The organism is Erythrobacter sp., from assembly GCF_036351135.1.
In the GTDB taxonomy this organism is placed as follows: Bacteria; Pseudomonadota; Alphaproteobacteria; order Sphingomonadales; family Sphingomonadaceae; genus Erythrobacter.
Window position 1 is genome coordinate 1 of the sequence record NZ_JAZBON010000015.1, and the last position, 12622, is coordinate 12622.

A 12622-nucleotide genomic window follows, 5' to 3' on the forward strand; every position below is an offset into this window, starting at 1 on the left:
CGCGCTTCTGCGGGTTCTGCTCCATCGCAGGGACCTTGGACTTGGCCTTCTGCGGAGTGCGGCCCTTGCGGACCAGCTGGTTGATCGTCGGCATAGACTTCTTTCTCTTCACCGTTGGGTGGTGCGAGGCTTCCTCCCCACTTCCGTTCGGCGAACGGGTGAGGCGAATTGGCCCTTCACCATGAAAGTGACATTCGGGACGTTCGGGTGTGGTGCGTCAGTCGCTCATTGCGAGTCCCCGCGAAGGCTGGGACCTCCCTCCACCGGCGCGGCGCCAGCGGCACGAGACCCCGGCCTTGTGCCGGGGTTCGCATCAAGCGAGCCAGAAACACTCCACCCAAACGCGGCCCCATCGGCCACCGGGTTACTTTGACGATCGCCCCAAACTCCCCTCCACCACCGTCATCCCGGACTTGCCTGCCCCCGCGAAAGCGGGGGATCCGGGATCTGGTCATGGCCTGGAGCCCAATAGAAAAGGCCTCACTCACATCCGAGCAAAGCCTCGCGGGACGAACCGCCAATGTTCAGCTCTATTGTTTGAGGGCGTGTGTGTGTTGCTCACGACATCCCTCGAATGGCCGCGCTCATAAAGGGATCGGGGGGAGGGGTCAAGGTTCGGGATTGTGGGCGAAGAGGCTATTGATATGACCTTTGCCGCATCAACTCGATTGAACTGACGGATTTGGTTCCTGCAGCAGCTAGAAATAGCATTTCAAATATAAGGCGCGCCTTCTGGGTCGCACGATCGATGTTATGCGCGTCTAAGTTTCGCTCCCCATGAACAATCTTGTTTCGCATGAGTATGATCTCAGGCAGAAAATCTAGAAGATTCCTATGGTGGGCCATCCAATACGAGCCCTGCGAATCTACCATTCTTCGGATTCTCTCCTCGAGAGACATTGTCGGCACGAATGATATATGTCGTTTGATCTTCATGAGCTCATCGTCTCGGAAGTCAAATTGATCGATTTGCTCTTTGAGTTTCTTGACGACTTTCTTCCAGGAATTATTCGGAAGAACCTGCCTATCTAACCCTTTTTGTTTCTCGTGCGCTGACACTAGGGCTTCGATTCCTCGAACACAAATCGCGTGCTTCGTTTCTATCGTATTTGCATGATAGGAAGAATAATATCCATAAACAGCAGCGAACAAAACTCGCAGGCTCTTTCCGAAGCCCTCAAGGCTCTGTAGCCCTGTCCTGATGAAGCCTTCTTTATCTCCAATCAACGAGCGCGGAAAAGACCTCGAATTTTCTCGCGGCTCGATTTTTAGAGATTGCCATTTCGTCTTGACCGCCTTCTCGTTCCGCGAACTCTCCATCAAAACCAAGAGTGGTCGACGATAATAGAAAGAGAGAAGTAAGCGAGAGACATTACGGCAGTACGAGATTTGGTCTTCAAAAACCTCTGCAATGCCCGATGTGTCTTCGAATTCAACTGCAGGAATTTCAAGGAGGTGAACTTCGTCCGAAATCCGTTCATCAATACGTTTTTGCGAGATCGTTTTGAGCCTGAACTTTAGTTTTTTATCAGGTACGTCAAACCAAGCGCCAATCGTATCGAGAGCTTTGAACTGTACAAGATCATCCGGCTCGACGTACCAACCAGCTGGCCTTTGAGTTAGCCAAACTTCCGATGAGATTCGGCTGCTTTGCTCTTTGGACTGGTGTTCCGCGGTTGAGAACAAAATCTCGATGATGCCGAGAGGTCGAATCGCCTGCGCGTCAGACCCAAGATGTATCCAATTATGCGCAGAGCGAACAAAACCTTCGCCAAAGCGAACGTTTTTATCTCGTGGGTCACTGTGACCAATCCACCATTCCACGGTGCCCGAACCTAGTAGCTCTCTCATCTCTCGGCTGTCGCGAGAATTCCCGAGAAGTTCGATTGTATTGAATTCCAGATAATTCGGATCTTGCTGCAAGATCGCAGAGAATTTCCGAATTTGTCCCTCTTTAGTTTTAACGGACAAATCGACTGGTTGGCTGAAGCCGTTTCTCAAGGTCATGTCTTCCGAAGGTTCTCAATAGGACCAATGGGTAATGACAGGATGTCAAATTGGAAGACGTCGTGATCTTATTTTCCTACACCGCAAAAACCTGCTTAATCCCCCGGTCCTTGCACTTCCCCCCGAGGCGCATACGCAAAGGACCGCCCCATGCTCACGCAACCCACCGACCCCGCATCCCCGCTGTCCGGCCCCCTCCCACCCGCTCACCCGCCTGCTGCTGGATCCCCGCGGCGCCTCGGTCGCCTCGCAATGTCGGTCAAGGTGGCGGCATGAGCGAGCTCAACAACAAGCGCCAGATCCCGCGGCAGGCAACCAGCGCGGTGGCCTTTGCCGGGGAGCCGCCGGCGGCGGACGATCCGCTGCTTGCGTTCGAGCCGGTTCCGCATGTGCGTCCGCGGCGCAACTCGATTACCGCCGATCTCCAACGCAAGTTCATCGCGCATCTCGCCGCTACCGGGATCGTCTCCGAGGCCGCGCGGCGTTTTTTGCAGCCTACCGCTTCGCTACTTGAGGCCGGTCGGGAAGAGCATGGAGGCGATCTACAAGCTGCGGCAGCGGCCCGGGGCGGAGGGGTTTCGCGCGGCGTGGGAGGCGGCGATCGATCGCGGGGTGTCGCGGCTCGAAAGCGGGGCGCTGGCCCGCGCGATTCAAGGGGAGGAGCGCATGGTGGTCTCGGCCGGAAAGGTGCTGGGGACCGAGGTGCGGCATAATGAGGCGCTGGTGATGTTCTTCCTCAAGAACCGGTTGCCCGCGCGCTATGGCCGCAGCGAGCTGGTGCCCGGACATCCCGATTACGAGGCGCTGCGAGAGCGGTTGCGCGCCGAATGGGACGAAGAGCAGCGCCTGGAGCGCAACTCGCCGGAAAACCAGGAGGCCAACTATCAGTTCTTCATGGCGATCAAGGAACGCTGGCGCCGGGATTGGGAGCAGGAGCGCGCCTGGGCGGATCGTATTCCGAAGCCGGCGAGCGACGGGGAAGCGGGGGCGCGTGGAGACGCCCCGGACGCTCCCCCTGCCGAGGCTCCCCCTCCCCAGACTCCTCCTTCCAAGTCCCCCCTAGTCGAAGATGAGCTTCCCGAAGCGCACGCTTTCATGCGTGAGGATCGCGGATAGCTGGCTGCGGGTGAGGCGCTCTGCGAACCGGATGCCGGCCTCGCCGCCGTCGTTCCAGCGCACGTCGGCATTGTAGAGCTCGACCCCCGCCATCGCGATGGTGAGCGGGTTGCCGGGACGCGCCTCGAGCCGGCGCACGCGCATTCCTCCCAGCGACAGATTGGCGACTTCGCGCCGCTGACGCTCGCCATTGGCCCAGATCTCGGCCTCGAGCGTGCAGGGAACGCGGACCGAGCGATAGGTGTGGCGCGTGTCGTAGATCGGCGCCTCGACGTCGTTCTCCAGCCCATGGCGGTTGCCGTCGGACCAGATGACCCGGGCCGAGACGAGGCGGTGCTCGTCCCAGAAATAGGACAGGCGCTGGCCTTCGCGCAAAGGTTCCTCGACCTCGATCATGACGCCGTGGCGGCTCATGTTGCGGATCATGCCCAGGACGACGCGTTCGCCGATAATGATGCAGCCGGGGCGGAATGCGGTCTTGAAGCGGTTCGTCTCGCGGCGATCGGGAGCTTCGTCGAACTCGCCCGCCGGCGCGTTGGTTTCGGCGCCGGGCGACCAATCGCCTTGCGATATTGCGGTATTGTCAGTGAAAATCGACATAGTGGATGCGACCCTTCTCCTCTTGCCCGCTTGCGCGGTGCAGCCTGATGGTGACTTCGGAGGTCGAGGCCCCCCTCCCCTCCCCGGAATCTTGGGTTCCTTCGGGCGCGGATGCGGACCACTGCATCTTCGCGCCCGAAAGAACCCGGACCGAAGCGGATGCCTGAACTGCCACCGGTGAGTGGGTAGGTTTCGCCGATCTCTCCTGCGCCGCCGCGGCAAATTCGGGTATTGCGGCGAGCAGGAGTGTCGAAAGAAGTGCGAGGCATGATCGCTTCATACCTGCGGACAATAATTTTAACCGCTCATAAAGCTGAGTTTCGTACCGTATATGTAACGTTACATGTTGAGGAATGTCGCAGATTCTTCCGTGTTACCTGGCGCGAATAGAAAAAGTAAAAGCGCTGTTAACCGGTTGTAACTACATTGGTATTCGCTATGAGCGAAACGCAGGGTCCGCGTTTTATCTTTTCGAACCAGCTCAGGCTGGAAGCCGAGGACGTGCTCGAAGACCTGATCTTCAAGCGCGCGCCCGTGCAATCGCGCCTGCTGCGCTATTTGGTGGACGCCACCATTCGCGGCGGCAAACCGCCCGGGCAGTACGAGATCGCGGTCGATGCGCTGGGCAAGGATCCCGATTTCGATCTCGCGAATGACAGCTATCCCCGCGTGCAGATCTCGCGCCTGCGCACCAATCTTGACAATTACTACGCCCGCAACAAACCGCGCGACGGCGTGCGGATCGTGCTCGAGCCGGGGGAGTACCGCCTTGATCTGGCCCGGATAAAGGAGCCCGAAAGCGAGATCGCGGCGGTTTCGAGCGTCGCGCCTCAAGCGCAGGCGGTTCCCGCAAGTGGCAGCGATGCGCAGGACGGGCCGGGTCCATCCTCTGCCGTTGTGGCTTCGAACACAGGCGAAGCGCAGATCGATCCGCCCCTGACGCCGCGCGGACGGCAGTGGCGCGAGAAGGCCAAGTCGCGCATGGCGCTCACCGCTCTGCTCGGCGTCGTGGCCCTTGGCCTCGCATCCTTCATCGCAGCCGACCGGCTCGGCTGGTTCTCCGGTGACGCCGCGATTTCCACCGCTTCGACGAAGCCGACGGTCGCCCTTCGCGCGGACACCTCCGCGATCGCCGGCGATACGGCCGCAGCCATGGACGAGGTCGAACTTTCGCTGCGCAGCGCGGAAATCCAGCTTGCCGCCTCGTTCATTTCACGATTGCATGTAGACAGCAATGGTGCCGCGCCGGACTATCGCCTCGATCTCGACTTCGCCCAGCGCGAGGGCGAAGAGCTGCGCGCCTTTGTCAGCCTTGCCAAGGACGACGGCAACGTTCTGTATTACGACGATATCCGCTTCGATCCGAGCGATCCGGAGGCGTTCGCGCAGGATATCGAGGCAGCTCTTGTTTTCATCATGTCCCCGACCGGCGCGATTGCCAGCGATCAGTTTCGCGGGATGATTGGGAATCCGCGCAGCGGCTACGAATGTTTCATCGCGATCGAAAACCAGCGCGCCAATGGTGCACGCACGGCGGGGCTCGTGGACCAATGCATCGCCGAATTTGCCGATAGCGAATATGCGCCGTTCTTCTTCGCCCGGCGGGCTTTCAGCTACTTTCAGCAGCGCCATCTCGCCAGCAAACCGATCGAACGTGCGGGCCAGGGGTGGGACGACGTCACGCGGGCGCTCGCGCATGATCGGTTCAACGCGTTTGCCAATTTCACCGCGGCCAAGGTCGAGCTGGCAAACGACAATTGCGAAGGCGCGATTGCGCATGTCAACCGCGCCTTCGAAGCAAGCTCGTCCTACCCCGCCATGGTGGCCGCGCTCGAGGCGGAGGCGAGTTCCTGCGACGTCTACGGGACGGACAGCGCCCTGACCCCCAAGCAATTGCGCAGCATGATCGAGCGCAACCCTGCGCCCGATGCCCTACTGCATCTCTATCTGCTGATCGCCGCGCTCAGTACCGACGATCTGCATGCGGCGCGCATTCTTTCCAAACGTCCGCGCCTGGTGGGGGAGCAGGGACTGGAGGAGCGGACGATCCAGCTCCTACAGCGCGCGCTGGACGACCCGCAGATCGCCCGCACCGAGGAACACGCGCTGCGCCGCAATGTCGGCGTGTTCGTGTGGGGCGACGCGGGGGTGGAGCGGCTGATTACCAATCTGCAGCGAGGGTGAGGCCCGATTTGGGTATGCGTGCGAGGAGTAGCGCGGGAGAGGACGCCGTTACTCAATCTGTGCGTCCGCTTCCGACCCCAATTGCGGACAGAGAGGTGCCACGGCCAGATGCCGAAAACCTGATGTAATCTCTGGTGTAGCATGGAATTAGGTCAGATCTTGGACGCTTGCTTGGACAGCGGTGTTCTAATATCTGGAGGGGAGGGTTGGAGAAGAAAATGGTATCGGTTGGAAGACGGCTATCGCTTCTCTGGCTTTGCGCCATTCCCCTCCTCGCCAGTTGCGCATCACTTCATGCCGAGAGGGGAGAAAGCGAGGTCGCTTCGCAAACGGCTTGCCTCCAATGGTTCGAAAGTCGCGAGGCTACTAAAGCTACGGAGTCGGGCGAATTTTTTTCACCCGACCGCCTCTTGGGTTGTTTCGATGGGACAATCGAGCGTGATGACGTCGGTGGCGGGACCCGTGCTCTCGGGGAATGGGCTGAAGACGCGGCCGAGAGCAGAAAGAATCTGGTCATCCGATCGCATGGCGGTGACGCAGAAGTTGCGCTGGCGATAGCAGAAAATCTACAAGCGCAAGACGCGACTGTATTCGCTCACGAATTGTGCGCTTCCTCCTGTGCAAACTACATATTCGCGGGGGTCGTGGATCGTCGGATAACGCCGAATACACTGGTTCTTTTTCATGGCGGTTTTTCGGATCAGTCCCGCTCGCGTATCGAAGAAAGCCTCGAAAGGCATTATGCCCAATCCGGAGACAGAATTTCAGAAATCGGCGTAGACCGAGCACGACTTCTTGCGTCGTTCGACGAAAGCAGGATGAGACAAGACGCTTTGTTGCGGCGCGCGGGCGTCGACCCGGCTGTAATCCACGCCGTCGACGCGAACGATGCTTCCGCACTTCCTGCCGAGCTTTGTGGCGGGCCAAGCACTTTGCCGCGTAACTTCGTCTATTTTTCAGATGATGACGCCGCTCAGCTGGGCTTGAACGTTTCTGAGGGTTCGATCTTAAACGACCCACCTCTTGTCAATAGGCGGATTGCTGACTTTGGTCGCGCCTTCATTGCCTGCCGTCTGCCTTTGAACGAAATCGCGCAATAACAGACCTTCCGCTCCCCACCCCTTTTAAGACATCCCGAAGCGCGCAGCTACATCGTAGGACAAGCGACCGCGCAGCTTGGCGCTTGGCCGAAGCTCTAGCCGCCTTCGCTGGTCCACTCTTCCTTCAACAGCCCGTAAACCAAGACGTCGCACACGCCGATATGCGTCGTCTCATGTTCGCGCAAATGAGCCTCGCGGGTGAAGCCTAGCTTTTCAAGCAGCCGCACGGAACCGGCGTTGCGGGGGTCTACTTCGGCGGTCAGTTTGCGTGCGCCGCCCTTATCGATCGGCGCCGCGAACAGGTGGTCGATCAGCGCGCACATGCCCTCATTCGCAACGCCTTGGCGTTGGCGGTGCATGCAGGTGATGTAGCCGACTTCCTCGACCCCCGCCTCATGCCCCGGGACAGCGACGAAGCGCGCCGCGACATCGCCTTCGCGATCTTCCGCGATCCAGGTCCGCCCGTTCCAGTCCGGATCGGCGAGCCAATCCCACAGCTCCTCCTCGCTCTCGAAAGCGGGGCGGGTGAGGTAGCGGCATTGTTCGGGAGCGGAGAGGGTGGGGAAAAGCGCCGCGGCGTCCGGGCGCTCCAGCGGACGCAGGGTGAAGCGCTCCGTGCGGAGCGTTTCGACCTCATGCATCGGGAATTTCCGAGCGAGCGGCTTGGCTATGCATCGGTCAAAAACTCCACCAGCGCCTTCACCTTCTTGCTGCGCCATTGCGGGACCGGGGCGACCAGCCAATAGGCGCGGCGGCTCTCCACCGGTTCGTCGAGGGTGGTAAGCTGGTCGCGCGCGATTGCCCCTTCGACCAGCGGTAGCGGCAGGACAGTGCGGCCCATGCCGGCGATCGCGCTCGACAGCGCCTGTCCGGCGCTCCCGGCCTTGATGCAGGGGCGCACGTCTTCGGGTAGCTGCGCGCCGGGCCAGTCGATCCAGGCATCGCGCGCATCGGGCGCTTCGACAGTGACGCGGCGCGCCTCGGCAAGCTGCACGCCTTCCAGGTCGCCCGGCCCATCGACGAGGCGGATGGCGAGGTCGAGATTGGCCTCGGTGAATTCGGCGGCCTCGTCGGCGATGATCGAATAGACCACGCCGGGCGTGCCCTTCTGGAAGGTCGCAAGGCGTGGGGACAGCCATTCGGCATAGAATTCGCGCGGCGCGGCGATGGTGTAGCGGTCGCTCGCCTGCCCCGCCTGCATCGCCGCCACGCTTTCCTCAAAGCGCAGGAACCCTTCGCGCAAGGCGTCGAGACCCGCGCTGCCTTCGGGTGTCAGTTCGAGCCCCTTGGACGTGCGGCGGAAGAGGACGACGCCTAGGTGATCTTCGAGCGCGCGAATCTGCTGGCCCACCGCCGCCGGGGTGACGGCAAGCTCGTCCGCCGCGCGGGTGAAGGAGAGATGCCGCGCCGCCGCGTCGTAAACGCGCAGCGCGTTCAGGGGGAGATGGGTGCGTTTCACTGACGAAGGCGCCTAACCGCGCCGCCCGCCTATCGCAAGCATCGCTGGGCGCGCCCGTAGCGTCATGTGCCGAGGCGCTCTAGCGGCCCTCGGCGGTTTCCGGGGCGGCGAGCGGAAAGAAGGGTATGCGCACTTCGAGCGGCGACCCGTCGGCGCGCGCGAAGGTGTAGAAGCCTTCCATCGAGCCATGCGTGGTCGTGAGCGGGCAGCCCGATACGTAATCGTGGCTTTCGCCCGGCGCCAGCCGCGGCTGTTCGCCGACGACACCGTCGCCATCGACATGATTGACCATGCCGCGCGCATCCGTGATCCGCCAGTGCCGGGTCAGCAGCTGGATCTCCTCATGCGACCCGTTTTCGATACGGATGTGGTAGACCCAGAACCACTTGCCCGCTTCGGGGTGCGATTGTTCGGGAAGGAAGTTCACCGCGACCCGCACGGTGATGCCTTCGGTGATGGCGGCGTGTTGGAAGAGTTCTTTCATCGCGGGAACCAAGGTAACGATTCGTCGCCAAGCCTCAAGAGGCGGGGGCTGCAAAATCCACCTTGTTGTTTGCCTGCCACGCAATCGCGATGCGGGTCGCGGGATCCAGGTCCGTCAGCAACGCGGCGCGAACGCCCGCCCGCGCTCAGCGGTCCTCGCGGGAAGCGCGCTCGCCATCGCTATCGCCGCCGATGGGCTCGAGACCCAGCACGTCGCGCGCCGAGCGGACCGACACCTCTTCGGCGGTGGGGCACGATTTGGCGGAAAGATAACCTTTGAGGAAACTGCGCCGCGCGACCCCGCCATAGATCGCCGCCTCCCAGCGCGCTTCGGCGGCGCGGGCGCCCGAAATCCGGCGCACCAGCCCGCGAAACGGGATCATTCCGCCCAGCACGTCTCCGCCGGCATCGAGCGCGCTGTTGACGAGGCTGCGATCCTGCTCGGGTGTATCGGCATCGGGGCCGAGTACGTCTTCGAGCCGGGCGATCGCGCCGCGCAAGGCGGCGCAATCCTGGGTGTTGTCGAGCGCATAGGGCGCAGCCTGCGCGGACAGCAGAATCGGCGGAATCTCGCGATTGCGCAGATTGAGATCGGTCAGCGGCTGGGTCACTGCATCGACGGCATTCGCGCCCGTCGAGCCTTCGCGCTCGCCACTTTGCGCATAAACCGGCGTCGCGGCAGCGAGGGCGCATAGCAGGACCGCAGCTCCGCCCGCCCCGAACCTGATGCCCCCGCCCCGTGTCACGGGCGCCGGCTCAGGCGCTCGGCCTCGGCCATCATGGCGCGGCCTTCGTCGATCTTCTTCTGAGCCTTTTCGACAGCCTCTTGCGCATCGGCCTGTTCGTCCTGCGCATCTTCGAGTTCCTCGCGCGCGTCTTCGATCGTCTCGGAATACTTTTCCCAATCCTCGGCCGCTTCCTCGAGTTCCTGGGCCCATTCATGGGCTTTCTGGGCCTCGGCGAAGGGCGCGCTCTGGCGCAGGCGCTCGAAGGAGGCGCGCGCATTGGCAGCGCGTTCGCGCGAACGGTCGCGCTTGTTTTGCGCATCGACCAGGTCGGCACTCGCTTCGACGAGCTCCTTCTCGGCCTCCTGCATATCCTCGAGCCCCTCGGCCTCGCGCTTGTTGCCCTTTTCCCATGTCTTCTTCTGCTCACCGGTGACGATGATGGACGGGGTTTCGCCCCGCTGCTGCGCGGCTAGGCCGGCAGGCGCAGCGAGCAGGATCGCGGCAAGGACAGACAGGGAAAGAACGGACTTCATTAAGGGTCTCCAGTGATTTGGTTGCGCTCCTATAAGTCGGTACGATGAACGGCGCATGCAAGTTTCGTGACGGCGACGACGCTGGCTAATGGTTTGGCGGCGTCGCAATGCCGCGAGGGATCAACCGCGTTCGAGTTCTTCCTCGACCTGATCGAGCCGCTCCTTGCCGAAGAACATTTCCGCCCGGTGATCGGCTCCGCCCTGTGAAACGAACATTGTCGGGATGCCGAAGGCGCCGCGCTCCACTGCGCGGTCGGTATTGGCGATCAGTCCTTGCTTCACCGCATCGCTCTGCGCGCGTTCGAACAGGTCCTGCGCGTCGAAACCGGCGGCGGTGACGGCCGCGCCGATCGCTTCGGGATCGGCGATGTCGAGCCCCTCTTCCCAGATCGCCTTGGTCATTTCCTCGGCAAACTGCACGCCGCGCCCATCCTCGTCCGCGGCATAGAGCATGCGCTGCAGCGTGATGGAATTGAAGGGGAATTGCGGGTGGAGGCGGAAGTCCTTCAAGTTGTGGCGCGAGATGAAACGCTGCATTTCGAGCATCGCGTATTCGGTCTTGCCCTTGACCTCGGCGTCGCGGATCACCGGCGGGGCATTGCCCGTCAGCTTGTGCATGCCGCCCAGGAACACCGGCGTCACGTCGAGTTCCGCCCCCGTCCGCCGCACGAGATCGCGCAGCGGCCACCATACGAGATAGGCGTTGGGACTGACGAAATCGAAGATCAGTTCGACGCGGTTGGCCATCGAGGGTGCTCCTTGGTTCGGTCGGCGAGGTGACACGGAGGCCGCGGCACTTCAAGCCGCGAGGCTCACATCGGCGCCAGCCCCAGTTCCACACCCGTGCGGTCCGCCAGCGCGAACCGGTCGAACAGGTCCGCACTGGCCGCGTTGAGGCCGACGACCCGCGTGTGGCGGCCATTGCGGCGCATGCGCTCGATTACCTTTTCGAGCGCGCCGATCGCCGAAATGTCCCAGAAATGTGCGCCCGAGACATCGATCACGACATTGTGCGCGGCGTCTTCGTATTGGCTTTCGGGGCCGAGCCGGTCGATGAACTTGTCGACGCTGGCGAAGAAGATCTCGCCGCGCACGCGGTACACCGCCGAATGGGGCCGGCGCTCGCGCTCGACGGTGAAGAAGTTCTTGACCTTCTGCGCGAAGAATATCCCCGAAAGCAGCACGCCCACGAGCACGCCGAGCGCAAGGTCGTGGGTCCACACCACCACCACGACGGTCGCGATCATCACGATCGAGCTGGTCGGGGGATGGCGCCGCAAATTGGGGATCGAGTTCCAGCTGAAGGTCCCGATCGAGACCATGATCATTACCGCAACGAGCGCGGGCATCGGCACCTGCCCGACAAAGGGGCCGAGCACGGTGAGGAGGAACAGAAGGAAGGCGCCCGCGGTAAAGGTCGACAATCGCCCGCGCCCGCCGCTCGCCACGTTAATAACCGACTGGCCGATCATCGCGCAGCCGCCCATGCCGCCGAAGCACGCCGCCACCATATTGGCGACGCCCTGGCCGGCGCTTTCGCGGCGCTTGTCGCTGTCGGTATGGGTCATGTCGTCGACGATCTGCGCGGTCAGCAGGCTTTCGAGGAGCCCGACCGCCGCCATGGTCGCCGAATAGGGCGCGATGATGCGCAACGTTTCCCAGGTCAGCGGCACCTGCGGCAGCGCGAAATCGGGCAGGCCGTCGGGCAGCGTCCCCTCGCCCGCCACATTGTTGACCGGCAGACCCCACCACACTGCGGCAAGCGTCAGCAGCACGATCGCCACCAGCGGGCTCGGCACCGCCTTGGTAAGACGCGGCAGCAGGTAGATGATCGCCAGGCCCGCGGCGACCATCGCCCAGGTCCACGGCCCCACGCCCGGATTGCCCGGCAGGAGCTGGGGCAGCTGCGCCAGGAAGATGAGGATCGCGAGCGCATTGACGAAGCCGGTGATGACCGAACGGCTAACGAATTGCATGAGCAGGTCGAGCCGCAGCAGCGCCGCAATCATCTGAAACACGCCCATCAGGATGGTCGCGGCGAACAGATATTCGGCGCCGTAATCGCGCACCAGCGGGATCACCACCACCGCCACCGCCGCAGTCGCCGCCGAGATCATGCCGGGCCGTCCGCCGGTGAAGGCGATGACCATCGCAATGGCGACGCTCGCATAGAGCCCGACGCTCGGGTCCACCCCCGCGATCAGCGCAAAGCCGATCGCCTCGGGAATGAGCGCGAGCGCAACGACGATCCCGGCAAGGATATCGGCACGCGGCTGTGCGAACCAGTCGCGGCGGAAAGTGTCCGCGAAAATGGCGGATCGGGTCATAGGAGGTGCCTGAAATTGGAAAGAGCGGCGCGCCTAGGCGTTAATGCTGCAATGCACAACCTCGTGCGTCTGCGGTTTTTGCCCA

General features: G+C 62.2%; 12 protein-coding genes and 1 pseudogene. 3 read left to right on the forward strand and 10 right to left on the reverse strand.

Annotated features, from left to right (window positions below):
- Both rpsL and V2I30_RS04390 read right to left on the reverse strand, forming a co-directional pair.
- Nucleotides 1–94, reverse strand: a pseudogene (rpsL, locus tag V2I30_RS04385) (30S ribosomal protein S12); the annotation flags it as partial.
- A 542-nt stretch (nucleotides 95–636) separates the two neighbouring features.
- The gene (locus V2I30_RS04390) at nucleotides 637–2007 is read right to left on the reverse strand and encodes a HEPN domain-containing protein (RefSeq protein ID WP_330660863.1); all 1371 of its coding nucleotides are present in this window, start codon (nucleotides 2005–2007) and stop codon (nucleotides 637–639) included.
- Nucleotides 2008–2538: 531 nt separating this feature from the next.
- On the opposite strand from V2I30_RS04390, the gene V2I30_RS04395 reads away from it, so the two are divergent.
- Entirely contained in the window at nucleotides 2539–3123 is a 585-nt protein-coding gene (locus tag V2I30_RS04395; RefSeq protein ID WP_330660864.1) for a hypothetical protein, read from the forward strand.
- Here the strand turns inward: V2I30_RS04395 and V2I30_RS04400 are convergent.
- A complete protein-coding gene (locus V2I30_RS04400) occupies nucleotides 3067–3723 on the reverse strand; it encodes a PilZ domain-containing protein (protein ID WP_330660865.1) in 657 nt (218 codons plus the stop codon). The genes V2I30_RS04395 and V2I30_RS04400 overlap by 57 nt on opposite strands.
- Nucleotides 3724–4161: 438 nt before the next feature.
- Here V2I30_RS04400 and V2I30_RS04405 point away from each other — a divergent pair, with 438 nt between their 5' ends.
- Both V2I30_RS04405 and V2I30_RS04410 read left to right on the forward strand, forming a co-directional pair.
- Nucleotides 4162–5907, forward strand: a complete 1746-nt coding sequence (locus tag V2I30_RS04405) for a hypothetical protein (RefSeq protein WP_330660866.1) — start codon at nucleotides 4162–4164, stop codon at nucleotides 5905–5907.
- Nucleotides 5908–6113: 206 nt separating this feature from the next.
- A complete protein-coding gene (locus V2I30_RS04410) occupies nucleotides 6114–7007 on the forward strand; it encodes a hypothetical protein (protein ID WP_330660867.1) in 894 nt (297 codons plus the stop codon).
- A 95-nt stretch (nucleotides 7008–7102) separates the two neighbouring features.
- Here V2I30_RS04410 and V2I30_RS04415 read toward each other — a convergent pair whose 3' ends face one another.
- The 7 genes from V2I30_RS04415 to V2I30_RS04445 all read right to left on the reverse strand — a co-directional run bounded on the left by V2I30_RS04415 (nucleotide 7103) and on the right by V2I30_RS04445 (nucleotide 12537).
- Nucleotides 7103–7648: a GNAT family N-acetyltransferase gene (locus tag V2I30_RS04415; RefSeq protein WP_330660868.1), complete on the reverse strand. Its 546-nt coding sequence runs from the start codon at nucleotides 7646–7648 to the stop codon at nucleotides 7103–7105.
- A 26-nt stretch (nucleotides 7649–7674) separates the two neighbouring features.
- On the reverse strand, nucleotides 7675–8466 hold the full coding sequence (locus V2I30_RS04420; RefSeq protein WP_330660869.1) for a LysR family transcriptional regulator: 792 nt from the start codon (nucleotides 8464–8466) through the stop codon (nucleotides 7675–7677).
- 79 nt (nucleotides 8467–8545) lie between these two features.
- Complete coding sequence (gene apaG, locus V2I30_RS04425) at nucleotides 8546–8950, reverse strand: Co2+/Mg2+ efflux protein ApaG (protein ID WP_330660870.1); 405 nt, start codon at nucleotides 8948–8950, stop codon at nucleotides 8546–8548.
- A 145-nt stretch (nucleotides 8951–9095) separates the two neighbouring features.
- Nucleotides 9096–9695 carry a hypothetical protein gene (locus V2I30_RS04430; RefSeq protein WP_330660871.1) on the reverse strand — a complete coding sequence of 200 codons (600 nt, stop codon included), beginning with the start codon at nucleotides 9693–9695 and terminating at the stop codon, nucleotides 9096–9098.
- A complete protein-coding gene (locus V2I30_RS04435) occupies nucleotides 9692–10210 on the reverse strand; it encodes a hypothetical protein (RefSeq protein ID WP_330660872.1) in 519 nt (172 codons plus the stop codon). The genes V2I30_RS04430 and V2I30_RS04435 overlap by 4 nt, the downstream gene beginning before the upstream one ends.
- Before the next feature lie 120 nt (nucleotides 10211–10330).
- A complete protein-coding gene (locus tag V2I30_RS04440; protein WP_330660873.1) occupies nucleotides 10331–10957 on the reverse strand; it encodes a 2-hydroxychromene-2-carboxylate isomerase in 627 nt (208 codons plus the stop codon).
- Nucleotides 10958–11022: 65 nt separating this feature from the next.
- Nucleotides 11023–12537: a SulP family inorganic anion transporter gene (locus tag V2I30_RS04445; RefSeq protein ID WP_330660874.1), complete on the reverse strand. Its 1515-nt coding sequence runs from the start codon at nucleotides 12535–12537 to the stop codon at nucleotides 11023–11025.
- Nucleotides 12538–12622: the final 85 nt, after the last annotated feature.